The 25,449-nt window shown below is 56.3% G+C and carries 16 protein-coding genes and 1 pseudogene; 10 read left to right on the top strand and 7 right to left on the bottom strand.

All coding sequences use genetic code 11. The features are described 5' to 3' along the window. Positions 1-104 precede the first annotated feature (104 nt). Positions 105-551: a hypothetical protein gene (locus V5N12_RS16940; RefSeq protein WP_332900411.1), complete on the top strand. Its 447-nt coding sequence runs from the start codon at positions 105-107 to the stop codon at positions 549-551. Then, positions 544-1,617, top strand: coding sequence for a hypothetical protein (locus tag V5N12_RS16935; protein WP_332900410.1), 1,074 nt, complete (start codon positions 544-546; stop codon positions 1,615-1,617). Before V5N12_RS16940 ends, V5N12_RS16935 begins: the two co-directional genes overlap by 8 nt. Here the strand turns inward: V5N12_RS16935 and V5N12_RS16930 are convergent. From V5N12_RS16930 to V5N12_RS16920, 3 genes are all read right to left on the bottom strand, one after another. Continuing rightward, a complete protein-coding gene (locus V5N12_RS16930; RefSeq protein ID WP_332900409.1) occupies positions 1,614-3,752 on the bottom strand; it encodes a Piwi domain-containing protein in 2,139 nt (712 codons plus the stop codon). The genes V5N12_RS16935 and V5N12_RS16930 overlap by 4 nt on opposite strands. Before the next feature lie 129 nt (positions 3,753-3,881). After that, the gene (locus V5N12_RS16925; RefSeq protein ID WP_332900408.1) at positions 3,882-6,761 is read right to left on the bottom strand and encodes a UvrD-helicase domain-containing protein; all 2,880 of its coding nucleotides are present in this window, start codon (positions 6,759-6,761) and stop codon (positions 3,882-3,884) included. After that, positions 6,754-9,336 (bottom strand): PD-(D/E)XK nuclease family protein, encoded by a 2,583-nt coding sequence (locus tag V5N12_RS16920; protein ID WP_332900407.1) that lies wholly within the window; start codon positions 9,334-9,336, stop codon positions 6,754-6,756. The genes V5N12_RS16925 and V5N12_RS16920 overlap by 8 nt, the downstream gene beginning before the upstream one ends. A gap of 219 nt (positions 9,337-9,555) precedes the next feature. Here V5N12_RS16920 and V5N12_RS16915 point away from each other — a divergent pair, with 219 nt between their 5' ends. From V5N12_RS16915 to V5N12_RS16890, 6 genes are all read left to right on the top strand, one after another. After that, positions 9,556-9,879 (top strand): hypothetical protein, encoded by a 324-nt coding sequence (locus V5N12_RS16915; RefSeq protein ID WP_332900406.1) that lies wholly within the window; start codon positions 9,556-9,558, stop codon positions 9,877-9,879. Between the two features lie 148 nt (positions 9,880-10,027). Next, positions 10,028-10,957, top strand: a complete 930-nt coding sequence (locus V5N12_RS16910) for a hypothetical protein (protein ID WP_332900405.1) — start codon at positions 10,028-10,030, stop codon at positions 10,955-10,957. Positions 10,958-10,981: 24 nt separating this feature from the next. Then, positions 10,982-11,296, top strand: coding sequence for a hypothetical protein (locus tag V5N12_RS16905; protein WP_332900404.1), 315 nt, complete (start codon positions 10,982-10,984; stop codon positions 11,294-11,296). 1,003 nt (positions 11,297-12,299) lie between these two features. Then, the gene (locus V5N12_RS16900) at positions 12,300-13,622 is read left to right on the top strand and encodes an orc1/cdc6 family replication initiation protein (protein ID WP_332900403.1); all 1,323 of its coding nucleotides are present in this window, start codon (positions 12,300-12,302) and stop codon (positions 13,620-13,622) included. A gap of 417 nt (positions 13,623-14,039) precedes the next feature. Then, positions 14,040-14,201 carry a hypothetical protein gene (locus V5N12_RS16895; RefSeq protein WP_332900402.1) on the top strand — a complete coding sequence of 54 codons (162 nt, stop codon included), beginning with the start codon at positions 14,040-14,042 and terminating at the stop codon, positions 14,199-14,201. Continuing rightward, the gene (locus tag V5N12_RS16890) at positions 14,176-15,450 is read left to right on the top strand and encodes a transposase (RefSeq protein ID WP_332900401.1); all 1,275 of its coding nucleotides are present in this window, start codon (positions 14,176-14,178) and stop codon (positions 15,448-15,450) included. Before V5N12_RS16895 ends, V5N12_RS16890 begins: the two co-directional genes overlap by 26 nt. Before the next feature lie 210 nt (positions 15,451-15,660). Here V5N12_RS16890 and V5N12_RS16885 read toward each other — a convergent pair whose 3' ends face one another. The 4 genes and pseudogenes from V5N12_RS16885 to V5N12_RS16870 all read right to left on the bottom strand — a co-directional run bounded on the left by V5N12_RS16885 (position 15,661) and on the right by V5N12_RS16870 (position 21,045). Further along, positions 15,661-15,906 (bottom strand): hypothetical protein, encoded by a 246-nt coding sequence (locus V5N12_RS16885; RefSeq protein WP_332900400.1) that lies wholly within the window; start codon positions 15,904-15,906, stop codon positions 15,661-15,663. A gap of 19 nt (positions 15,907-15,925) precedes the next feature. After that, positions 15,926-17,182, bottom strand: coding sequence for an RNA-guided endonuclease InsQ/TnpB family protein (locus V5N12_RS16880; protein WP_332900399.1), 1,257 nt, complete (start codon positions 17,180-17,182; stop codon positions 15,926-15,928). Positions 17,183-17,312: 130 nt separating this feature from the next. Continuing rightward, positions 17,313-17,945: pseudogene (locus V5N12_RS16875) on the bottom strand (hypothetical protein); the annotation flags it as partial. A gap of 631 nt (positions 17,946-18,576) precedes the next feature. After that, a complete protein-coding gene (locus V5N12_RS16870) occupies positions 18,577-21,045 on the bottom strand; it encodes a hypothetical protein (protein ID WP_332900397.1) in 2,469 nt (822 codons plus the stop codon). A 449-nt stretch (positions 21,046-21,494) separates the two neighbouring features. On the opposite strand from V5N12_RS16870, the gene V5N12_RS16865 reads away from it, so the two are divergent. Both V5N12_RS16865 and V5N12_RS16860 read left to right on the top strand, forming a co-directional pair. Continuing rightward, entirely contained in the window at positions 21,495-24,806 is a 3,312-nt protein-coding gene (locus V5N12_RS16865; protein ID WP_332900396.1) for an ATP-binding protein, read from the top strand. Beyond that, entirely contained in the window at positions 24,803-25,447 is a 645-nt protein-coding gene (locus tag V5N12_RS16860; protein ID WP_332900395.1) for a DUF7680 family protein, read from the top strand. The genes V5N12_RS16865 and V5N12_RS16860 overlap by 4 nt, the downstream gene beginning before the upstream one ends. Positions 25,448-25,449: the final 2 nt, after the last annotated feature.

Raw genomic sequence — 25,449 nt, 5'->3', positions numbered from 1 at the left:
ACCGCAGATAGCACAAATCACCCGTCTAAAGCCGCCAAAGCACCGTATTCGGGCATTTTAGCCGCTCACAAGCTATAAGTGAGCGGAAGAGAAACATTTTACCAATGAGCCTCTGGAGGGTCCAGCGGCAGAAAGAGGCATACACGGAACTCAGCCGTAGTCTCAACCAGGCCCTCAAAGCAATTTCCATCGTCCGCCTTGGCGCCATCGATCGGTATGATTGGGCCACTCTTCAACAAAACCTCGACGAGACACAGGACATTATCGACCGACTGATCAAGATTTCCCACGATCCCTACTATACGGATGAGGAACTCCAGCCACTCTACACCGGCGTTAAGAATACTTGGGTAGACTCAGACACTACCATCCGTCCTCGCCTCAACGATATCAACACATCTCTTCAAGCACTCCAAGACAGCCCCCAACCGTCACAAGCTTTGTCGGATGCGGAGTTTGACACCCTCAAAGACCGGTTAGAAGATATCCGCGATATCGCGAACGAAACAGTCGAAGAGAACCAGCACACGCTGAGAGGGAACTTTGCCTGAGACGGTTGACCAGAAATTTTCTGAACTTCAACGCCGCCGAGCCTACATAGCCGACCGTATCGTTGACGATGAAGTCCCCACCCCGGATAAGGTCTTCAACCCGCTTCTCGCCGATTTCGACGCGCTTCTCGACGAAATTCAGTACGACATCGAAACCCTCACTGGTCTCAGCGACGGCACCGATGACTTCTACGAACAGATCTGCAACGACCTCTGGGACGCTCACAGTAAGCTCCAGAAAGTCGAGAAGATCATATCCTACTACGAACTCCACACCGTTCAGGAAACGGACAGCACCGCCATTTTCGACAACGTCCGAACTGTCGTCGATGAACTTTGTCACCCGCTCAACATCAACTTCGATATCATCCCCATCCGCTGGAACCAGACAGCGCTCGTCCGGATCGTGCCGACGTCAGTGTATGGCCTCTGGCTCCCCCGCAACATTTCGACAGAGACGTTCACCGAGTTCGCTCCGTTGATCGGGCACGAAATCGGGCACGTCACGATGGACTATCGCGAGTACTACATGCCTGACACCGTGAACCAAGAGCGGAAACGGATTGCCAGCGAATTCGACAACCGCGAGGAAACCGTTGCAGATGCCCTTGTTGACTGGTACGAGGAACTCTACTGTGACACAATAGGAACCTTGACGTTTGGCCCTGCTTACGCGGTCAGCCTTACTCGACGGTTGTTCTCCGATAACCCATACAAACTGGCATACTCCATTGCCACAGAGCATCAACATCCACCGGACGCACTCCGATACCGGCACGTTATGAACATCCTCGACGACGAGTTCCCTGCCGACGTCCACCGTCTAGCCCACGAGCAGACCGAGACCTTCCGTCAGCACCTCGAACAACTGTCGTCCAAGAAAACCCACGCCTACGCCGACTGGTGGAACGACCGGTTTCTCGACGCTATCCACGACGACGCAAATCAGTTCGTCGCCTCAGACACCCATCAGCTCGCAACGGCACTTACTGAATCGGACGCAGACATGCCCGACACTATCGCCATGCGGGCACGCGTCAATCGAGCTCTCCTCGAAATGGCTTAGAACGGGAGATACCGTATCTCGTTACACTTCTCGAACATCTTCGCCAATTCCGTCGCCAGGTTCGTCGATATCGGCGGCCGCATATTCACGCTGCCCGGCGACCCCCAGTTTAGGAAAGATAACCGGAACACGTCGTTCGTCAGTGCTTCGATATTCCAGTCACAGTTCCCAGCCGCCAACCTGCAACTGGTGGCCCTAGGCGTACCTTGCCACACGTACGGATGGCCACCATTCACCACGATTCCGGTCCGACCACCGATCGTCGTATAGGCGCCTGTCGGCGCCTGCAGATCGTAGTCTGTGTCGAAGATGCGGTGGGGCGTGTCGGCATTAACCTCGACCACGCCCCACTGTACCGTCCCCGGAAGCATCCCCTCGTCTACTAGCTCAGGAATCAGCTCCCGAATCGCCGACTCTTCGCTGTTCTTCAGAATCCCGGACCGGTGGATTACGAAAGAGGACACTTCCCCGGTCTCCTGAACGGCCGCGTCGATTTGGCTGCGGAGCGCCGACTTGGTTTCGAATTCCGGGGCCGCCGTACTCCGGCCAGCGCTGAATCCGCTTGTCGTCTGCGTGATCACGTCTCCCGACTGTCCGTCCAGGGTGACGGCACCGATTGATGTTCGGTCGAACCCGTTCACATCGAACCCGATCACGATGTCCGTATGAAGCGGGTCGGCGAGAACGAACGGCCGGACACCCATCTTTGCAGCAAGCCCCATTGAGACATTGAACAGGCTGCTGTCGCGATAATCCGACAGTGCGGACGGGGTCAGATGCTGGACCGGTGCCCCGTTGACGTCGTTGACTAATGAATAGTACCGGTCGTTGGACTCGCCCTCTTCTAAGCCAGCGAGCAACCCGTCGATCTTGTCTCCCTGTTGGGCCACCCATTCATTCCAGACGGCCCGGTCCGTGTGCTCGATCGGGCCGACCGGTCCGGGAGCCGTGATCTGCGCATACTCCTGAAGATTTTCTTGAATGTCCTGATATGTCTGAGTCGGTGACTCTGGGTAGCTGCCCGGATACGCGAACGCGATATTGCGTTGGCCGCGCACCCGTTTCACTGGTCCATGCTCAGCTAACAACTGCTGCATCTCCTTCTCCCATTCCCACTTGTCCGGGAGGTCGCCTAGCGTCTGCGGATCGAACACATGGCCACCACCGAACTCGAGGTTGGGGTACTGGAACCGGTCGATATCCCCGGATAGTTCGTTGTCCCCCACGTCAAACTGCTGGCCGCCGACCTGAATGAACGACACGTCCCGAGCGAGCGCCTGGATCTCCTCCCATCGCTTGGACGGCGAAATAATCGCCGACTCGTTCAACACGTCATTGTTACCGGGAGTGCCGTAGAGCAGAGCTGGCGATACGGTGTATTCTTTCGGATTATTCGAATACGTGACCCCGCAAAGCGGATCTGATTCTTCGACATCGTCCGCCTGCGGTGCCGGGGAATCCGCATTGAGCTCATAGATCGTCGAACCGTACACGGTATCGTCCATCACCGTCCGGTCCTCGTAGATGGTTTCGAGTGTAGCGTAGCTGGTCCGCGAGCTGAACATGATGAACCGCTCGCCGGTGAGCTGCTCTTGCACCGTCTCGGCCCCGACTTGGTCGATCCAGTCTTTCAGCGATTTCCCAGATAGAAACTTGAACGTCGGGTCAAGGTACAGCTGAAACCCGTCCGCATATTCCACGGAGACCTTGTACCCGAGGTGCATATTGTAGCTGCCCTCTGATGAGTATGGAGTGTACTGGAATACCCGGTTATACTTTTCACCCCAGTAACCGCGGTGCTTGGTTAGGAAGTCTTGCAATCCGGTTTCGAGGGCTTTCGAGATTACCTCCGGATCCCAATCTGTATCGGAGGACCAAACCGTTGATTCGGTGAGGGTGAGCTGGCTGTCGCTGTTGTTAATCCGTTCTGGGGGATTGGTTACCCCGCAAGCTACGACCGACCATGAGTCGCCATCGTGGTAACGGACACCGATCCCACCGGTGTTGGAGGTTACGTCGTCTTCAAGCTGGTCGAGCCGGTTCCATGCTGGAGTTGTTGGCTGGGGAGAGATATCGTAGATTGCAACGTCAAACTTCGAGATATCGATGGGGAAAGCGTTCAGGTACCGGGTCATGGTTTATGGCTGTCTGTCTATTGTCAAAACCGTACCGGTAGTGCACCTTCCCAGAGATTCCTAACTATCCAGACGTAAGCAGATTTGGTGTTTACAGTTGTGACAAGCTCTGACTAGAGGAGAAAACTGCTACTGAACGGTCGGAGCGGATTCCAAGCCAGAAACAACCTTCACGATATCAGTCAGAGCGTCTCGTGAGAGAGGGTCGATCTCTTCACGGACGCCGTCAACGGTGTAGAAGATCGACGCCGAAATCTCGCGCTCAGGGTACAGCTCCCGAAGCACGTGATAGTAGACACTGAGTTGTTTTCGATACTCGGCTTCCGCGTGCCGACCACGGTCGGTCTTGTAGTCGACCACTTCGATGCGGTCGCCTCGAACGTGAACGAGATCGATAATCCCGGAGATCATCACACGAGTCCCGTCGACGTCCAGCGGAAGGTAGGCGTCCTCCTCGACGAGCAGGTCGCCCGACAGGCCGTCGAGAAACGACATCACGTGCTGTTTGTCGTCCCATCCGGGGTCGTCCCGATTCAGTTCTACATCATCGCCGCGTGCGTACGCTTCCGCAAAGTCGTGGACGTCGGTGCCGAACGCCTTCCCCATACCATCGTCGACGTCCTCGAAAACATCCTCACGCATCAGCGAATGTGGTGAGTGTCCGACCGGTCCCTCCGGTGTCGGTACCGTAATCAGCAACTCCGTCTGCTCGGTCTCGTCTACGGTGTCCGCATCAGGTTCAGTGTCCCACGCTTCGATTTCGACCGGGAGTTCTTCGAGGAACGTGTTCGGGTCCTCCCCGGCCGAGAAGATCACGTGGCTCTCGGCGCGCGTAATCGCCACGTAGAGCAGTCGGCGCTCCTCGTCGTACTCCCTGGGCAAACACCGGCGGAGGACGTCAGTCCGCCAGTCATCGTACACGTGGGGGAGGCCGTCAGCCTCGGCGTAGCGTTTCCGCTGTCGGAGTCCGACCGGATCCTGAAACGTGATCGTTCCATTCCCGCCGCCCGATGGCGGGAATCGCCCACTGTTCATGTTCGCGAGCACGACGATCGGATGTTCTAGCCCCTTCGCTGCGTGAATCGTCTGGACCGTCACTGAGTTTGCACCGGCGTTCGCGTGAACATCGTGGGTACTTCCCGCTTCGATGCCGCGCTCGATGAACCGGATAAGGTCTCCCCGAGTCAGTGTCGTCGCGGTGTGCACTGACTGAATCGTGTGGAGAACGACGTCGGCCGTAGCACCGTCGTACCCGTAACGCGAGAAGACGCGTTCGGCCACCCCGCCGAGCGTCTCCAGTTCTGCCAGCTTCTCGCGGAACGAGCGCATGTTCTCGGGATACGCCTCGGTCTCTAGGACGTGCTTGATCTCATCGAGTGTGTAGCCTGCTTGCTCGAGGACGACCGACCAGCCGCGGTCGGTGTCGGATTCGAGGATGCGGAGCCACGCTAGCAGTAACTTCGCCTGAGGCGTGCGGAACAGCTCGATCCCGCCCTCGTACGCCATCGGCAATCCGTACTCCTCGGCGGTCTGCAGCAGGTCGCGGCCGAACTCTCGTGTTCGCGTGAGAACTGCGACGTCTCGATACTCGGGCGTCCGAAGCGACCCGTCATCGGCCTCAACCTGGTAGGCGTCGTTGCCGACGATATCCTGAATCTTCGCGACCAACGACTCGTGTTCCTCCGGGCCCGCGATCGCTTCGATCTGGGTGTTCTCGTGTTCGGTGTTGGTCGAGAGTGAAACGATTCGATCCTGGATGGCCTCGACATCGACGTTGTCCCGGTTCGCCGCCGGAACGAGTAGCCCGTGCTCCGAGAAGTCAAGGATCTCCTGGGTGGAGCGGTAGTTCTCGATAAGCTCGATGGTGTGAATCGGCCGGGTGTCGAAGGTGACCCGTTCGTGGTCGGCGTTCAGTTCGTCGACGAACCGATTGAGCCGGTCCTCGAAGGCAGTGATGTTCTCCACTTCGGCGTACTGGAAGCCGTAGATGCTCTGCTTCCAGTCACCGACGACACAGAGGTTGTTTGTCCCCGCGAGCAGCAGCGTCAGCTTGAACTGAATCTCGCTGGAGTCCTGGAACTCGTCAACCATCGCGTAGTCGAACGCAATGGATTCACGAAGCGCGTGGTCCTCACAGAGCAGGACGAACGCGAACAGTTGGAGGAACCCGAAGTTGAGGTAGTTCCGGCCGAGCGCGAATTCGAGATACTCGTAGTAGACGTCGTGAACGAATGCCTTGAGTCCCTCGCGGTCAGCGTCGAACACCATCCGAGCGACAGCATCGGGGACACTCTTCGTGCCCTGCCCACGAATCTCGGCCTTTTCAGGGGCGTCTGGAAGGTAACACTTGTTCTTCCCATAGCGATTGAGCTTCGAGCGAAGCCGTGACTGCTTGCTTCCGCCATTCTGTGGCTCATTTACCTCGTCGAACAGCGATTTGAACGCCTCAAAGTCGCCGTCGAGATACCGTTCGCCGTTCCGATACCAGCCGTCGGCTGTCGGGAATACACCCTTCGAGGCGAGTTGCGAGATGAGTCCGAGGAGTTCGGTCGGGTCCGAGACGATGCGGAAGTAGTCATCGTACTCGGGGTGGTCGTCGCTGAACCGGTCGATGAACTCCCCGAACAGGGCTTCCTCGACGAGGTCGTCCTCGACGATCCGCGTCGAGCCCGTGATGCGGTCGTCGATCCCGAGGTGCGTCGGCGCGGCATAGCCGTGCTCCTGGAGGAGATCGTGGCAGAGCGAGTGGAACGTCTGGATCGGCGCGTCCGCGAGATCGCGCATTCCGTACTCGCAGTGGCCGACGATCCGGTCTTTCATCTCGGTTGCAGCGTTGTTCGTGAACGTCACCAGCAGCACGTCCTCAGGGGCGACATCGTCCTCGTCGACGATGTTCGCATAGCGGCGCGTGATGGTGAACGTCTTCCCCGTGCCTGCGCCGGCGTCAACGAGGTATAAGCCGTCGGTGCTGTCGATGAGGTCCTGCTGTTGAGGGTTGGGGTCAGTCATGGTCAAGAAGGAGGTCGCGGTTGTCCACGCGACGGTAGTTCGGTTCACCGGCGAGTCCGTTCACAGGGAAGCGTTCTTCGCCAGCACGTCGGTGGTTAAGTTCCGTCATACGCTCGGTGACGAACGTCTCGAAGGCGTCGAGATCCTCTTCGAAGTAGTTCTGACTCCGAACTCGTGCCAGCTGACGAAGCAGCTGTTTACAGCCCGACGAGACGTATTTGTACTCGCCGACACACTCCTGGAGTCGAGTTTGCATCGCCTGCCCGAACTCGGAGTCGATGAGTTCGTCACTATCGCGTGTCGCCGGTAGCGGGACCGACTCGAACGCAGCTTGATAATCAGTATACTCAATCTTCGAGAGCGTCTTCTGGCAATTCTTCGCTCCGTCATCGCGGAGCTTCTCGAACGTCGCTCGCGACCGGGCGTGCTCCTCGAACTGGGTCGGATGATACTCAACGGTCGTCAGCGTCTCATCTAAGTCCGCCTCGCCGGCGACGACGTCGTCGAGCGTCTCGAGAAAGTGGAAGAACGTGAACTGTAGGCGCTCGCCCGGGCGCTCACTTCGGCGGTGGGCGAGATAGAGAAGTGCCTGGAAGTTCGGCGTATCGCTTGGTGGATCGAGCGCGGAGTTCTTGACGACGCGAGACGCTCGTTTCCGACTCCCACTCTTGTAGTCGAGGAGGTGAGTCGGACCATGAACGAGGTCGATCTTACCCTTCAGTCCGAGATCCTCGTTCTCGAACCAGCGCTCCGTGAACGGCGAGTCGACGTCTCTGTCAAAATGGGCCGCGAAGAAATTCTGCCCCCACCCGCTGTTCGGAGTGAGCAGGTCGTCGCCTTCCGGGGTGCGTTCGTCGAGCAGCTCGACGATGGTTTCGAGCCCGATCCGGTACTTGGTACGGCGCGTTGGACGGTCGACGCGGCGAACGAACGATTCCGCCTCCTCAAGCATTACGTCGACGAGGTCTTCGATGGTCTCCTCGTCGATCAGGTCGGGATGGTTGACGTAGAACTCGGCGAAGTCATGGAAGAGATTCCCCTCCTTGAAGTAGTCCTTATCGGGGCCGTCGACGAGCCGACTGAAGAGGTAGTCACGGGGGCTGTTGACGTACGTACTCAGACTGGACTGGCTGACGGTGTCGATTTGCTTCGGTGAGACGTCGAGCGATTCCTTCTCGAACCCATCCTGGGTCGCACTGAAGGTCCGTCCGTGAGTCACCGTGTCGAGATCGCCGAACCCTTCGAAGTCATCATCGAAGAGGTCCTCGAAGTAGAGACACGGCGTTGCGGGTGAGCCGCCGATCGTGTCCTGAACGAGGTAATACTGTTCGATGCCGTTCTGGAGGAGGAGCTGAAACTGCGTCAGGTTCCGACTGAATTCAGCGTCACGGTCAACCCACGGACGACGTGGTGGCGAGTGAGTCCACGCTTCGTCGAGGCCGAGGTAGAATACGACGGGACGGTCCACATAGGCTGCTGACTTCGCGTCGGCCAGGAGAACCCCTTCGTCTTCGCGGTCGACGGGGACTTCGTAGCTCTGGAGGTAGTATTCGAGCCGATCAATTCCCTGTCTAGTGATGTCGTCGGTAGCGATCCCGAGCGCTTCGAGTTCATCTCGGAACGCATCGAGGCTGATCCCGGCCTGTCGTTCATATGCAGTAAGTGCTCCAGCGAACGTTGTCTCGCCGATCTCCGCGCTGAACTCCTGGAACCACGTGAGACTGTCGGCGTCGACATCCTGTAGCCGCTTATCGTCGTACTCAACGTCGACGGCGATTCCGAGGCTGGAGAGGACTGAACGAATGGTCTTCACGCGCGTCTCCGTCCCGCGAGTAGCGGCGCGAAGGAACTGGACGAATCCGCGGTGGTGCTGTTCGTCAGCGAACCCAGGGCCACCAATAAACGGAATATCGGCGGCTTCGAGCGCGCTCGGAACCAGCGTCGCATACTCACTACCGCGATCCGCGACGACCGCGACGTCCTCCGCATTGTCGGCGGAGACGATGCCTAGCACAGCATCGACGATTGCTGTACTTGAGTCGAAAATGTGGAACGGCGGTCGGTCGAATGCGGCATCGGTGAATGGATCGAACGTATCGTACTGCGTGGGGAGAATCGATCGTTCGAGGGTCGTGAGTTGGTCGTGGCCGACGACGGCGACGTCTTTGCTGTCGTTGATTTGGTACTCGTCGAGTCGCCGGGAGGTCGTATCGAGCGTTGAGAGCTGTTCGACGGTGGTCTCCGTCGCGGATTCGGCGTAGGCGTCGTAGTCGAGAACGGCATCGACGCGTCCCTGGTGCTCCCAGCATTGGAGCGTGTTGCCGATCGCGTAGGCAGCCTGCTTCCACTCGAGGTCGGTAGTCGTAACGAGTTCGAGAAAGGCGCTCCGGTCCTCGGCGCGTTCGCGACGACCTGCTGCGAGTCGACGTGGCGTGATGGCAAATATACCGAGATGAGCTCGGTCAAGACGTCGGTTCAGGCCACTGGCAAGTGGCGCATCAGGAACGATGACGAGGTCATAGTCTCGGACTTCGTCGTAGAGAGAGTCAAGTGGTTTCGCCCGCGTAACTGGCACGGCAACAACAACTCAGCCAATAATTCATATAATTATCGCCAAGTGTGTATTTGATAGCGGTCACTTGGTATCGATGAGAAAGAAGTCGCCGGCTAAGACATCAATCCCCTTCATATACGGAGAAGTGGGTCGAAAAGCGCAGGACAGTCGTAATCGAAGGCCACCGTTTAACCAACAAAAATAAGCCTTCGAGACCCATCTGTTGGTTAAAGTGCTCCCATGTCGTACTCAGAACCAGCGACCCCACCAGAGGTTCCCGGAGAAGTAGCGTCCTCACTCGAGAAGTGTACTACGGAAACGCTCCGGTCTATCGCCAAGTATGCTGATGCACTCGCGGAGTATCGAGAGCGAGAGGCACGGTTGAACGAAGCTGATGATGAAGACGATCCTCAAGAACGGCCTGAGGATTTGCCTGAAAACGTCCCTACCAAAGCCACACTGACTGAGAAGGTGATCAACGGGAATCGGTATTACTACTGGCAGTGGAGAGAGGGTGACAAAATCAAGTCGAAGTATAAGGGGCCGGTAAGTCAGACCGAATGATTAACCAACGAAGCCGATATTGTGCGCGGGTTGTTGGTTAAAGTGGTGGCACCGTGTTGTCGGCCGAAGTAGGCCAAAGACGACCATACCTTAATCTTAAGATTAATCTTCAACTTAGATTTAAGTCGGAGCAGTATGATAAGCCACTATGAGCGATCAATTCACTGACGCCCTTGACCAAACGGAGGAGGCACAAGCGGCGTACGCGAAACAGCTGGGGATCAAGCCAGATCGGATTCCCTTCACTGCCGAAACCCTTCCGAACGCCAGTATCGCCGTGCGAGTCAATCAAGATCTGCTCAATGAAGTAGCGAGCCATATACTCAATCGTGCTGGCCACATCTCGATCATCGACGAACGTGGTGCTGGCAAATCTCACTTCCGTGACCTGGTGTACGATGCGCTCTCGGACGGCCCGCGAAGTGACGAGTTCCGTGTAGCCAGAATCCGTGAAGTCGAGTCAATCACTACACGTCGATTCTACATACGGTTACTCGATGAACTCAGTTCGTTTGACGACCTCGACGTCCCCGACTCATATCCACATGCAACGGACGAAGTACGAGAGATTGTAGAGGACGTTGCTGACCAGCTCGAAGCACAGGACATTGCATGCATCATCCAGGTCGACCAACTCGAGGACGCAGCCAGGAACACTCGAACCTTCGAACAACTGCTCGCGGCGTTACAGAGCGTCGGTGACCTCGGCGAGAGCGAACCCGTATTCGTCCTCTTCTTGTTCGGGACGGAGCGCGCAGGGAATCGTATCGATGAGCTGCGTGAAACGCTGAGTTCTCGACTCGTCGCGAAGGATCGAACACTCGAACGGTTTGAGTTCGCAGAGACAGAGGAGCTCATCGCTCGCTGGTTAGCCTGGGCACGCGAGGAAGAGTATGACGGTGGGTATCCCTCCGACCCGTACACAGCGAGCGCGATCGATACTATCGTCGAGTACAGTGATGGAACCCCACGGAACACCCGGCAAAAATGCTATCATGCATTCCGCGCGGGGGCACAGCAATTTGCTGCCGAAGACGTCGTCGAAATCCGTGACGAGACGTTGGACACATACCTTTAAGATTAAGCTTAAGAATTAGCAAACATGAGCAGCGACAATCCGTTCGGTGAGGCGATGGACGACGCCTCCGAGGAGAAACAGCGTGAGGAACGGCGAGAGGCATCCGAATTCGACCTCGATCCCTATTACAACGCGCTGAACACGGGTGTGAAAGACCACACTATCGGCGTGTCAGTGAGTGAAGAGATGCATCAGTTCTGGCGAGAACTCCAGGACACGGATGACGTGGACATCAATCCAGCTCAGTCCATTCGCAACCACCTCGAGAACCTAGCGCACCGTCATCCCGACGTATTCGAGCGGGCGATGCGCAAACTCGAAATCGATCGCGAGATGTGAGCCACTTCTTTAACCAACGAAACAGGTGAGGGACGGCTGTCTGTTGGTTAAGGGAGGTTGCTCTGTATCAAAGACACGAGAGTCGTACGCAGCGATGTTGCAGTGGTGTAGATTCCGTTGCTCGTATTCTGATTGACTGAATCTGGAGGCACACCCCTATCGACTTGTTTTCCGAAAACCACGTGCAGACACAGAGTCACCCCTATCGATTTGTTCGTGACGGATGCGCCCAAGGGGATTCTGACTCACGCGAAAGAATACCTCTGAGATAGACGTGAAGCTGCGAACGAGAAGATCTCAGTTGAGAGCTGAATCTGCATCGTGGAGCACTGACTCGGGAACCACTCTCTCACCCCTATCGATTTGTTCCCGTACGAAAGAGCACCACAGGACGAGCTTTGGCCCGATGAAAGTAATCAGAGATCTCACGATTGGTGGCCAATGGTGTAATCCCCCTCGTTTAAGTCACTATTTTACCGATTTTTGGGAGACGGCGTTGATATCGAACAAATCGATAGGGGAGACCGGACGAATTTAGAATGGCGTCCAAGGACTTGTATTGCGGGAATCGAGACCGTTCGTATCCACACTAAAGACACCTGTTTAAGTAAAGTACACGTGAGAAAATCGGACGGTTTCGACGAGTTAGAACAAATCGATAGGGGTGTGTCTACTCTAGCTAGGCTAGTCTAGAACTAGAAGAAAGAAGAAGAGATAGAGAGAACAACAACCAATTCAATGAAATACTCGGTCTAGAGGTAGTGACAACGCAATCGGAATCGAGTCACCCCCACCCCTCCTTTGTGGTTGGAACAAATCGATAGGGGTGAGAGGGTGTTCTTCATTTCTCACGATATCGTGCTACGAAATCCTTCCGAACAAATCGTCGGAGGTCTACGAGCAAACCGCTGAAACTCTCCTATTCTCTACCTCTGAGCCTCGTAGAGGGAGAAAAGAAATCGACAGGGGAATCTTTTAGTATCCTGATAGAGAGGGATGGGATATGCCCACGGATCCTGGTCCCGAGGAATCATCTGAGTCCACGGGTTCTATTAAAGATCTCATCCTCGAGCAGGAAGAAGCCGCGAGTCTCATCAAGAACCGATCTCTTCTCGAACCGAACGAAATCGTCGACGAAGAACGTATCGTCGGTCGCGACTCCCAGCTCACCGACATCACCCAGCACCTTCGAGTCGCGATTAGCAATGAACGCCCACCAAACCTCTTTCTCTACGGGCCGTCAGGGACTGGAAAGTCGCTCATCATCAATGCCGTCTGTTCGAACATCCTCGAACTCTGTGAAAGCCGTGACATCAGATTCGGCGTAATCCAGATGAACTGCCAGAACGTCGGGACTCTCGGTTCTGCCGTTTACGAGCTAGCCCGAAAAGTCGCGAACGACGTCGGAGCGACCGTTGAGGTTCCAGAACACGGCATCCCGAACAAGAAGAAATGGCGAGAACTCTACCGCCTGATTAACGAACACTACGACACTGTCGTGTTCATCCTCGACGAACTCGATATGCTCATCGGTCGCCGAGACATGGAGGAACCTGCCTTCTCCCGTCTTCTGTACCAGCTTTCTCGCGCTGGGAGTACGGACGAGATTACCGCCCAGGTCTCTGTGACCGCTATCACCAACGACACGAAGATGATGGAGAACGTTGGCAGTCGAGCACTCAGCTCGTTCACGCCGGAGGACGTCCACTTCAGCGACTATGATGCCAACCAGCTCCGAGAAATTCTCTGGGCACGGGAAGATGCCTTCCACGATGGCGCACTCAGTAACGACGTGATCCCACTGGCTGCAGCATTCGCCGCCCAAACGAACGGGGACGCACGGAAGGCGATCGATCTGATGCGGACTGCAGGCTCAATCGCCGAGAAAGCAAACGCGGACCAGGTTCGTGAAGAGCACATTCGAGAAGCCCAAGACAAGGTCGAGAAGAACCGCGTTCTGGAGGTAACTCGTGGAATTAGTACCCAGAAGAAGCTCTGTCTCTTTGCGACTGCTGCCGTTGCCCGGGAGACCGGAGGGGCAGCGAAAAGTCCGCTCGGGTATCGAGTGTATCAGTATCTGACGGGGACGCTTGATGCAGATCAGTATCACCAGGAGACGTACGTGAACAAGATGAAGGAACTCACGACGTATTCGTTGGTCGAGACAGAGCGGAAGAGTCAGGGTCCGCACTCGGGAAGCTACCTCGAGTTCACGTTTGGGGAGAACCCGAACACGATTATCGAGACGCTTCGAGAAGATTCGCGACTGAAGGATGTCCACGTGGATGAACTACGGGCGGTGGTGCGGGCTCAGATCAATCAGTAGCTCATATTTGGAACAAATCGATAGGGGCGAGGGTGCTGCGGTCTAGCTCCCTCGACACCGATAACAAGTCGATAGGGGTGTGTCTCTTGGGTATGGTGGTCTCTCTCACAACAAATCGATAGAGGTGTGTCCCTTCCGAATCCAGAATTCTGGATGACCGTCGCCTAATGAAAACCAGATATAAGTAGGTGTCTGGAATTTATGTTGCCAAATCTCACGAAGTAACTCTCGGAGCAAACAGTGAGTGAAATTTGCACTTCAAAGCCCTTAACGCTCAATTTCGATCCATTAGCGTCTCTTCTTGGCCATCTTCTTACGAGGAGGGAATTCGACACCTGCTGAACTAACCACGTTCTAACACTCAATCTGAATGCCAGCCGCCATCTTTAACTTACGTTAATTCTTACGTTTTAGTGGATGAGAGCTGACTTCGATATGGAGCGAGGCGGGCCACTTCACGAAGCTGTGAAGCAATACGCCCGCGACCACGGGATACGTCACTCTCGAGCGTACCCCGAACTCCTCCGCAAAGCACTCGAATCCGAAGGCTACGATGTCAACGACTCAGACAGCGTCTAAGACCCTGGAAGCCACGCTCGCACCGCCCACACGGTGCAAAGAGCAACGTCTCCAGCAAACGCTGTCTGAATACCGAGACGCACTCGAAGACGCCTTCGAGCAACACTGTACGACGATGAGTGCCACGAACGACGTGGTGACGCCGTACAACCTTCCCTACCAAGCGAAAGACGCTCTCAAATCCTACGTTCCCAAACTCCACAACACGTACAACGCCAAAGAGTTGGACGAGGAACACCCACTCCGGTTCGTCAACCGAGCTGGGAAGTTCGACCACGACTCTTCGCGTGAGTATGAAATTTGTTGGAACGTTCCGCAACCCGGTCGCGGAACCAACTTCTGGATACCACTCCGACTGAACCCCGACCAAGAGGAGTTGTGGGAGGGCCTCCTCGATGAGGAGTCAAGTACGAAAGTGGGCGAACTTCGCTTGCAGAAACACCGAACGACGTGGATGCTCCACGTCACCGTCGAATACGAGATCGAGGACACGGCCGAGTTGCCCGAGAACCCGACTCGGGTGGGGTTCGATATTGGCGAGTCGATGTTGGTCACGGGCTGTGCCCTCCAACACGACACGCCCACCAAACCACTGTTAGTCAGCGGGAAAGAAGCCAAACGAATCCGCAAGGAGATGTTCACGACGCTCAAGCGCCTGCAAGAACGAGACGCTTCTGAGTGGCGCGTCGAAGAACGCTTCTCGTACTACCAGAACCGGCTCACGGACATCATCGAGAAGGCGTCTCGGGAGTCTGTGGAGTACGCTCAACAGTTCGAGAATCCCGTCATCGTGATGGAGGACTTGGCGTACATCCGTGAGTCGCTGGACTACGGGACATACATGAACCGACGCCTGCACTCGTGGGCGTTCGCTCGGTTGCAGGGGCGTATCGACGATAAGGCGAAGGACGCGGGTATTCCGGTTCGATACGTTCACCCGCAGTACACCTCGCAGACGTGCCACTCGTGCAAGCACATCGGGTATCGACCTCGGCAAGCCGAGTTCACGTGCAAGAACTCGGAGTGCCACGTCTCGACGTTCCAAGCAGATATTAACGCGAGTGCGAACATCGCACAGCGCGTAGACCCGTGGGGAGAGAGGCTGCCGTGGAAACAGGCAGGCGATGACTCGCCACAGGACGGGAGCCGTTGTGACACGGCCACGACTCAGTGTGAGCAGAGCGAGACACCCTCGCAGATGACACTTACACCGTTCCAAGAGTCAGAACCCACTGCCAGCGACGACTAACTGGCATTCCCACCGTGTGGGAAGCCCTGTCGATTACGACGGGGAGGATGTCACGCAAGCGTTTATACGCTGGAAGAGTCAAGATTAGATTGACCAATGAGTCTTGATGAGGCGGTTGACGAAGCGCTCGCGACGTACAATATGTCGCGCAGCGAAGAGGCCGAGGAAACGGGCCGAACAGTCGCCACGCTCCAAGACTAACAGCGCCGCTTAGTCGAGGTTCCGAATCTTTTCAGCAAACTCTGCTTTCGATAGCCCCGGCGTTTCCTTCAGCTCCGGATAGCCTGCGCGTTCGACGGCCTCCTCGACGAACTCGATCCAGAGGTTTTCGTGCTGCTCCGCGTAGACGACCTTCGCCTCGCTCGGGTACATATCCAGCTCGTATGCAGTCAGGTCGATTTCGACCGCGTGTTTCCGCTCAAGAGTTCTCGCGCCGAAGCGGTACAGGTGCGTCAACTACCCCACCCTACTTCGCTCACCTTGACGGGGTCGCTCGTGGAGGGTGGGGCTTGTCCATGAACTCGGCCTCGAACCCATCAGGGTGGGCGGTGAACCCGCCGCTCGGCGTCACAGTTCCAGACTTCAGGGCAAGCTGACTGTTGCCCGTCCGCCGAGACGACTGTTGGCCTCGACGGACGTACCGCATACCGATGTTCTTTGCTGCGTTGTAGTCCGCATTCGCTTCCGACTCACACTTCACGCATCGGAAGTCGTTTCGAGTCGGGCGATTCTCGTCAGCCGTGAATCCACACTCGGCGCACCGCTTCGAGGTGTACGCCGAACCCACCTGTTTCACCGAGATACCTTCCGATTCGGCTTTGTACTCCACCTGCTCGTACAGCGTTCGGAACGCCCACTTGTGTCCCCACGACGCGCCCGTTCGGTCGCGGATATGAGTTAAGTCCTCGAACGCTATCACGTCGCACTCGTACCGGAGTGCTTCCGCGATAATAGCGTTCGACGCTCGGTGGAGAACGTCACGGACGTATCGTAGCTCACGACCACTTGACTGTTCGAGCGTCCGATGGGCACTTCGCGTCCCGGTCTGCTGGAGTCCGGTGCGTACTTTCTCGAACTCGCGGAGGTCGTGGGTTAACTCCCGCCCGCGAAAGAAGTGGGCGGTGCTTGTGACGGCGAGGTTTTCGATACCGAGGTCCACCCCGAGAACCGTTCCGTCCTCGGCGGTGGTCCGTTCAGTGTCGTTCTTGGCTCGGCGGAAGCCGATGTGCAAGAAGTAGTTGCCGTCACGGGCGGTGAGCGTACTTTCCGTAACACTCCACGTGTCTGTCTCAAGGTACTGCCGTTGGTAGCCATCGTCGGCGTCGGGCAGAGCAAGGTCACACCGGACGCGACTCTGCGTTGTGGAGAGAGACACTGTATCGTCATCAAACAGCGTCATGGTCCGGGTATCGTACTTCACCGTGGGTGCAGTGAAAGTCGGCTTGCTGACCTTCTTGCCTTTCGAGCGGCGTTCCATGCAGCCGGTGATAGCTTGGGCGGCTTGGTGGGTGGCGAGAATCGCGTGCTGACTACCGAGGCCGGTGTTTTCGCGCACATCGTCGTAGGCGAGGGGCTGTACGTCGCTTTTGGCGTTGCACGTGCCCCACGCCATGTCGGTGGCGAGTTGGCAACCACGCTTCCACTCAGAGATGGTATCTTCGAGGAGGTTGCGTTGCTCGTCCGTAACCTCGAGACGAGTGATTGCCGTCCGACGCACGTAGTCGTCTGCCACAGTTTCAATGTAGACGTGCGGCTACTTATAATGGGGGTATTTGTGACCTATACGAACACGCTCCTCCCCTCCCTACTGGCTCCCGTCGGTTGGTCCTTGAGGAAGGGGACTCCGCGATACCGCATCAGTTGAACAGGACGTTCTTCCGCCGAACGGTCAACAGCCGCTTCGATTCGTTGATGTACTCGTTCACCCACTCCCGCCAGTCGTACGATTCTGGGTCGACTTCGACGGACGTTTCCGGCATCGAGAAGTCAGGGTTCAGACGTCGGAGGTAGAACTGGACCAGTGCGACAGCAGTCCGGTGGTTGGCGTTTGGAAGTGCGTGTTTCAGAATCAGGTTTGAGGCAAGCCGACCTGCAACGGCTGTTGCTGAGCCCTCCCACGACGTCCGATCGAGCACATCCGGGAACGCGTCGACGTCGATCTTCTTGTATGCCTCGACAGGAACGCCTTCTTCTTCCTCGTTCTGAGCGATGAGGGCACGGTAGATCTCGAGTAGTCGAACGACGATGGTGCTGTTGTCCTCGTTCATCTTCGCGAGTGACGCTTTGAGATCGACTTCGATCTCACGAACGGGGCCACCACCGACGCGGGACGTGTAGACGACGTAGAACGCTTCATCGATATCGTAGGACTGGACCTTCACGGCGACGTCGTCGTCGTAGCCGACGATCTGCGAGACGACTTCGGCAGGGTCCGGATGCACGAAGCCAAGAGAAAACTGCTTGTCACCGGGATGGTGGTAGTAGACGTGGCCCATCTTCGTACACAGTACTCGTCTGCCGCTTATTAATCAAGTACACGAGCCGATTATCTCGCCGTGTGCTATTCTTTCTCGATTCGGAGGAAGTTCAGCATACACTCCTGCGGAAGGATTCCCCCGTGGTAGTAGCGGGCATCGGTAAGCCCGCTTTTGCTGTTGTACTGCCGAGGCTTGGCGAGAAGTCGAACTGACGTTTTCAGATATTCTGCTCCGGGCGTCTGGCCCGTGACTCGAACGCCTGTTCCGGCGTCCTCGATGTCGTCTCCAGCGATTCGCCGATATTTGACCTCGCTACATTGGTAAGGCAGAAAAATAGTAAGGAAGACAGTAGTCCGTATCAAACACCCCTACACTTGCAGAGGTCGAAGCATTGCTGATCGGGACAGCGTACGTTGCGTACCCAGAACATCTTCCTCGAGTACGAACCGATAATCGCTTAGGATCACTTCGAGAGAGCGTTTCGGTCGCTTGTCGAGGACCCCCAACAATCGCAGTGAGTCCGTCGATTTTGTTTAGCAGGTCCTCAACGAGGAGCTGTGATAATCAGCTGCACGGATTATTGGGGAAACTGCCGTCATGTGAGTCTTCCTGATCGCAACCTGCATTGGGGCGCATTTGTGAATGTCACTCAGGTATCACGGCCGGCGGGTGAGTAGGGCCGTAATCGATCATCTCCCAGTTGGCTCGCTATGCGCGTCACTTTTCGGTCGATCTCGTCGATCTGCTGTGTCGTGATCAGCGCGTAATTTTCTCGGTCCTTCTCTGTCGTTGCGACCTCGTAGAAGAATCGGTTAAAGTCGGTCACTAAATCCCCTTTTCCTTGGTACTCGTACAGTTCTCGCTTCACCTTAAATAACGCAACCAACGCTTCTAAGGTCATAAACCCGTGCGTCGTCGTCACCGCGTCATCGGTGAAGACATCAAAGTGTGATCGAATACTGTCCGCCATGGACCGGAACTTATCCTCGTTGAAATGCTGGGAGATGAGGATATGAGCGTCCAATTGCTTGTTGCCCGTCTTGACTTTCAGTCGCTCCCAGTCGTTATCGTGCAGAATATATCTCGTTGCCTGATCCTCTTCGGCGGGAGTGAAGTTGTAGCCCTTTTTCTCGTACGATAGCTTTGCATCGAAGGAGAGCACATGGTCTTTGTCCCGGTTAGGCTGGGGAAAGATCATGGCTCCATCCGATTCACGTTTGTTCTGCTTCCCCCACCGTTCAGACCGGTTGAAAACTGACTTGATCAGATAAAACACTTGTTTCTCGAAATAATTCCCTGATCCGAAGTAGTTCTTGAGCCGCTCTTCGTTTTCGCTGATCGAGTCGATTTCGTCAGTGATCGCTAGATACTTTTCCGCAATAGTGCTCGCTCCGCGTGACTGCGCAGCGATCCGATCTTGCACACCGGTCACGGCACTATATATCGCGGAGCCAACGAGGGCATCGGTGTCCATTTGCTCGTTGAAGAGCAGATCGTACAGGGTCAGGCTCCCGAATCCTGTGAACTGCCGACCCGCAGATTTTCCATACGTTACATAGACGCTTTCCAGCAGATAATCATTGAACCGCTGGAGCCGTGCACCACTCCCGGTTGGAGCAAAATACACTTGACGTCTGCTGATTAGATCTGCATCCCCTCTATCGCGATGGATCTTCACATCCGCCTCGGCAACGCGTTCTTCGGTTAGTTCTCGAGTGGTGGTCTCATACGAGAGGAAGGCGACGCGACCGTGGCTTGGTGAGACCTTTTTCAGGGCATAGTTAATTTTTGTCGCAATCGCATTGTCCTCGACTTTCGTCCTTGTGGCGCGAACGTCTGAGAACTGGTCCTCTCCACAGTCCTCGCATTCTTCTGCATCGGGATTGGCTTCATAGCCGCATTCGAGGCATGTCTTCTCCTCAACGAGTTCCAATTCATCGCAATCGTCTGTTTTCAGCACGTCGTCGACAAACTCTCGAATCTCGTCAGGAAGCTTATCGTAGAACAACTGGTAAGCGTCGTAGTCCTCACTGAGGATCTGATTCAATAAGTAACGCTCATCCGCGTTGCCGTATTCATAAATGGTGTCGAACTCTATGTCGGCGATGGTTGCAAACCGGCGTTCAAACCGTTCCCGTTCTTCATCCGTCTTCCGTGTGGCCTCGGAATTGAAGAGGAATCCGTCGCGTCGATGGGTCAGTTTGATTTTGTGGCGGCCTCCATAGACGACGTCTTCGACGCGAAACGAGCTGAGACCGGACATCCCACCTGCCGGTAGATATCCTGAGTCATGGAGTTCATACAAGTCGTCTTCCAGCCCCTTGCTATTTTTAAGACTAAGGTTGGGCCGTGATGGGAGTGCTGAGTCCGTATAATTCGTCTCGATGATCTTGAAATGTTCCCGGAAGGTGGTTTCTTGTTCAGTCAGTGCTTTATGAACGCGATTCGACACGGACTCTTGCTTCCGGTTCGGTTCTACCGGTTCGGCGGTTGTGTTCGCCCATACCCGGTCAATGACCTTTGACCGACTTTTGTTGGATCCTCTCACGACAAACCGGCCGTCATCGCGCTTCTTGACGATGACCGGCTCGGTTTTCAAAAGCTTCCGGGCGGTTACTTCGCTGTCTCGAACCTCTTTATCGATGGCACTGTTCCCCGGCCAGAGGATATCATAGTCATCATTGACCTCTTCCCGTACAACCGTCCCATCGGAGGAAAGCTGTGATAGAACGGACTCAATCTGGTCACAGTCGAACTTAGCTTGTTTTTGTTTGAGCGACCATTGGTGGTCCACGTAAAGGGACCGAAGCTCCTGTCGAACTTTGGCGTCAGCCTTAGCCTGCACCGTGGACACAAATATTGAGACAGTCTCGTGCTCCCCCTCAATGGTTTTCTTCTTACCCTTGGCAAATTCGTGCAACAACGCTTCGGCGACCGTTTCGGGCCCATCGGTCGCTCTATCGTCTTCCTCGTTATCTGTATCGTCGTCATCGTCTGGCTGCTCTGATTCAAATTCTTCTTTCACTTCCTCCCAGTCAACATCTAGTTTATACCAGAACTCTTCATTAGAAAATATCTCGCCCTTCTCATTACTTTCATCAGAAACATCCGTCGCCATTGATTACCGGAACATGATATTGGGAGATAATAAACCTGCGTGAGTGTTAAGACAGCGTGACGGCGGGAAGAAAGCCAGGAATCGGTCCGTGTTCGCGTCAGATGTTGTCGAGATCCGGCCGCCGATACTCCGTCTATCCTGTTTGGTCCAGAGGATCATAGTGCTCGTCGAGGATCCCCCTCGGCATCCATCTAGTCTAAGTAAAGGTTATAACATTCCGGTCAGGTGATGTGAGTATTCAATGACTCAGAAAACAATCGGACAAAACACTGGCCAATCTGGCCGGGTGAACTTGTCCGGCCCTGAGCTCAACAAGTTCGTCGCTGACGTCGGAGACCCCATTAAGGTTGATGTCGCTGAGTCCAAGGACATCGCTCACGCGATAATTGACAACAGCACGCACGGAGAGTTCGTAATCGTGTCTAAACCCACAACTGAGGGGGATTCCAATGAGTAGCAGCGAGTATCCTGACCTCTTCGAAGCTTGTACTCCACGAGACGACGTCCTCGATGGAACGCTCCAAGAGGATCAGTTCGCCGCAAGTCTAGCGACAGTTGCCCACTCAGTCGAAGACGCTGCGCCGGTTTACCGAGATGCAACACAGTTCTTCGACATGACGTATCCCACTGATGGGTTGCGAACACTGCTGACCAACCTCTCCGGTCGATTCCTTGCCGGTGGTGGATACGACGACGGAGGCTACTCAAGCAGTATCTTGTGTTTAGACACCCGTTTCGGTGGCGGGAAGACACACGATCTCATCGCCTCCTACCATCTGGCGACAAGTCCGACCGAAATTGACAACCTCAACCGCCACCTCGTGAGTACGGCGAATGAGTTAAGCGACGCGTATCTCGATGCTGTTCAGGATGGTTTGTCGGTCGATACTGCAGTGTTCGTCGGTGGGCACGTCGACGCCAGGAACGCTCGGAGTGACCGCAGCGATCCGAACGCCCCGAACACCCGTACGATGTGGGGCGAAATCGCATACCAGCTATACGGCCTCGAAGGATACGAATACCTCAAAGAGTACGACCAAGAACGCAACGCTCCCGGTGGGAACACACTCAAAGGTCTCTTCGACCTCGGCGATGATCCTGCGCTCATCCTCGTCGACGAGATCGCGGCCTATCTCGAGACTGCGTCTGCCGTCGAAGTCGGAACTGCCACGCTTGCCAGCCAGACACTCAGTTTCATCCTCTCTCTGCTCGAGACTGCGTCTGAACTCGACAACGTCACAGTCGTCTACAGTATCGCAGACACCGCATTCGAAGAGGAAGCAGAGGAAGTCCGGACGCTCATCGACGAACTCAACCAGATTGGTCGTCGGCAACACAAGACGGTCACTCCGACGTCCGAAAACGAGGTCGGGCAGGTTCTTCAGCACCGTCTCTTCGAGGATATCGACCACGAGCAGGCAGCAGCGGTCTCTGAGTCGTATTTCCAGCTGTACGCTGATAACGACCGGCAGTTCCCCCAGGAGGCGACCGACGCGAGCTTCGTCGATCGGTTGGAGCGAGAGTATCCCTTCCATCCGACGATTATCGACACGCTCACAGAGAAGATTGACACGATCCCCAAGTTCCAGCGAACCCGTGGCGCACTGAAGCTTCTCGCTCGTGCCGTCTACTACCTCTGGAATCACCAACCCACTCACTACGACCGACACTGGATTCGCCTCTACGACCTCACGCCGGCAGACAATGCACCTGATGGGAGTATCGATTCGACTCTCCGCGAGACGCTCTTCGAGTTCGTGGATCTCAGTGCGGCTGTCTCGGCCGACATCTACAGTGAGGATGACACCGCCCACGCGCAACTCGAAGACCGCAAGTGGACCGAGAAGGGCATTCCGCCACTGGCCAGCCACCTTACGACCACTGTCCTATGGCACAGCCTCGCCTACGGGGAGCAGGCTACCGGGCTCACGCGGGCAGAGATGAACGCCGCCCTCGGACACCCAGAGGTCCGCTTCGACAACTACGACTCGGCCTTGGAAGCCCTCGCAGGTGGGGACATGAACGTCGCGTGCTACTACCTCTACGACGAGGAGCGTGTCCGGTTCAAGTCCGACCCGAATCTTATCCGGATCATCGACCAGCGTGTGGACAACACGCCCGACGCACAGGCACGCAACCGATTCGAATCGCGGTTGGAGAATTCCGAGATCGGGACGGGTGGCTTCAAAACAGTCGTTTTCCCCGAGTCGCCAGCGGATCTCCCGGACAAAGTGTCCAAGCCTCAGCTCGCAGTGATGCACATGGACACCGCGCCCGTCTCCGACGGCGGGAGTGAGGTTCCTGAGAAGATTCAGACGCTGTACCAGAAGTCTGCCTCAAAGCACGGCGGTGAGACCCAGAGTCGAGTTTACAAGAACTACGTGCTCTTCCTCGCCCCTGACAAAGAACGCATCCAGAGTGCGATCGACGAGGCACGCCAACTCGAGGCAATCGAGGCTCTACTGGACGATTCACAGCAGACGGCTGACCTCTCAAACGAACAGATCGAGGAGCTTCGTGAACGCCGCGACCAGACCCACGGGCTTCTGGGCGAACTCGTCCGCGGCGTCTACCGACACCTGTACTACGTCGACCGTGACGGACTGACCCATCTGACGATCAATGCCACCGAAGCGAACGGTGGGACGACGCTCGTCAACGCCGTCGAAGAGACACTCGAGGACCGTCTGATTCGTGCAGACGCCGGCCCGAAGGGTGCTGCGTTCTTCAAACAGAAGCTCTGGCAGCAGACGCAGGATAGCATGACCACCGAGCAGTTGGTCACGCAGTTCGCGAAGAAGCCGGGGCTCCCGTACCTCCTCAACACGAAGCCAGTAAGGAAAACGGTGGCCAAGATGGTCGACGACGCTGGCTACACCTACTGGGACAGCACGTCCGGTGAACAGGGACTCGCCTACTGGGACGGCGACGAGGACGACCGTCCGGAGAACTGGCGAAAGGCGAACCCGCTCTCTGACTCTCCGGATGTCCAAACCAGTATCCGGGACTCGGACGTGAAGGTCGGCGACGAGTACGTCGTCTACACCGACATCAACGCCCTTCTCGACGTCCACCACGACGCCATCCGTCCACCGGAGACAGACGAAATTCTGTGTGCTAAGGGCGGCTGTGACGTCGAGGTCGACCAGGAAGGAGACTTCTGCTCGGAACATGAGCCCGATATCGAATACGAGTGTGCCAACTGCGGGAAGACCGTCGCGAGTCAAAGCGAACTGAACCCGCGTGGACTCTGCACCGAGTGTGCCCAGCCGAATGACTGGGAGCGTTCGACGAGCTTGATGGCCGCCTCACGAGCATTCAACGAGGTACGAACCCACGCACTCGGGAAGGCGGCATCGGGTGGCGACCCCGGCATCGATCGCGTCACGATCGAGATCGGTGGTGAGGACCAGCTGTCGAAGGGGTCGTTCATCGCTCAACGCCAAGCGTTCAAGGACCGGGCCGAAAACGTCTCTGTACGAATGCGGTACGAGACAGAATCGTCTGGTGGTGCGACGTACCAGGCGCAGTTCACCGGTGGCATCGACGAGTTCTCACGGGTGACGAATCAGCCGGACCCGTTCGGCGGCGCGTCGCGGGTCGAGCTCAAGTTCCGTGTGGATATGGACGAGCCGGAGCCGATTACGGACGCCGAAGATGACGTCCTCGCTGAGCTTCAGGACGAACTTGGGTCGACTAACATCGACGTGAAGGTTCAAGGGCGAGGACCGGTCGAAGTACCCGCAGAGGTTCAGCAATGACGTCCCACCCTACCCCTGAAGCAGACGCGCCGACGACCCTTGGACCCGAAGACGAGTCGATCGGAGCGGGTCAGTTTGGCAGTAGCGTCTACGGGGGCCGCCCGACCTTCGCGCTCGTCCGGCGAGACGACGCCGACGGTGCATCGCTGACACTGTACGAACTACTGCCCGAGGCACAGGCTTCCGCTCGTCGCGACCGTCTCCAGCGTGGCAATCCCAACAGTGGTCTCGTGACGATAGCGTTCGAATCGGTGTTCGGAGAGTCAGCCGATCCAGAGGTCGACAGATGGGAGTGGGACGACTGGACGGCGGTGAAGGTCACACGGCTGTCTGAGGGTCGGCTCCGTTCTATCCTCCCGCTGGTACGGGAGACGCTCCGTGGAGCAGACCGAGACGAGTCTGTACTCACCGCTGGCGGTGCTGCCGAGGTGTTCCTCCCGGAGACAGTCGGTGTTCGATTGGCTCTTGGCTTCCTTGGTGTGAAGCCCATTCAGCGGGTCGACCGGATGCGGGCGTTCTGTCGTGGTATCGAGCGAATGAGTGATGAAGAGTGCTACTACTGGCACGCCAAGTGTCGGTCACCGTCTAGTCCGAACGGTGAGAAGGCACTGCGAACGCTGCTAACCAACCATATAAACTAAAG

It is taken from the genome of Haladaptatus sp. CMSO5, from assembly GCF_036689885.1.
In the GTDB taxonomy this organism is placed as follows: Archaea; Halobacteriota; Halobacteria; order Halobacteriales; family Halococcaceae; genus QDMS2.
This window is presented reverse-complemented; position numbering and strand designations above follow the sequence as displayed.

What these genes read in the sequence shown, in the direction of transcription:
- V5N12_RS16940 (WP_332900411.1), top strand. Translation starts at nt 105, where the DNA reads ATGAGCCTCTGGAGGGTCCAGCGGCAGAAAGAGGCATACACGGAACTC.
- V5N12_RS16930 (WP_332900409.1), bottom strand. Translation starts at nt 3,752, where the DNA reads ATGACCCGGTACCTGAACGCTTTCCCCATCGATATCTCGAAGTTTGAC.
- V5N12_RS16925 (WP_332900408.1), bottom strand. Translation starts at nt 6,761, where the DNA reads ATGACTGACCCCAACCCTCAACAGCAGGACCTCATCGACAGCACCGAC.
- V5N12_RS16915 (WP_332900406.1), top strand. Translation starts at nt 9,556, where the DNA reads ATGTCGTACTCAGAACCAGCGACCCCACCAGAGGTTCCCGGAGAAGTA.
- V5N12_RS16910 (WP_332900405.1), top strand. Translation starts at nt 10,028, where the DNA reads ATGAGCGATCAATTCACTGACGCCCTTGACCAAACGGAGGAGGCACAA.
- V5N12_RS16905 (WP_332900404.1), top strand. Translation starts at nt 10,982, where the DNA reads ATGAGCAGCGACAATCCGTTCGGTGAGGCGATGGACGACGCCTCCGAG.
- V5N12_RS16900 (WP_332900403.1), top strand. Translation starts at nt 12,300, where the DNA reads ATGCCCACGGATCCTGGTCCCGAGGAATCATCTGAGTCCACGGGTTCT.
- V5N12_RS16895 (WP_332900402.1), top strand. Translation starts at nt 14,040, where the DNA reads ATGAGAGCTGACTTCGATATGGAGCGAGGCGGGCCACTTCACGAAGCT.
- V5N12_RS16890 (WP_332900401.1), top strand. Translation starts at nt 14,176, where the DNA reads ATGTCAACGACTCAGACAGCGTCTAAGACCCTGGAAGCCACGCTCGCA.
- V5N12_RS16870 (WP_332900397.1), bottom strand. Translation starts at nt 21,045, where the DNA reads ATGGCGACGGATGTTTCTGATGAAAGTAATGAGAAGGGCGAGATATTT.
- V5N12_RS16865 (WP_332900396.1), top strand. Translation starts at nt 21,495, where the DNA reads ATGAGTAGCAGCGAGTATCCTGACCTCTTCGAAGCTTGTACTCCACGA.
- V5N12_RS16860 (WP_332900395.1), top strand. Translation starts at nt 24,803, where the DNA reads ATGACGTCCCACCCTACCCCTGAAGCAGACGCGCCGACGACCCTTGGA.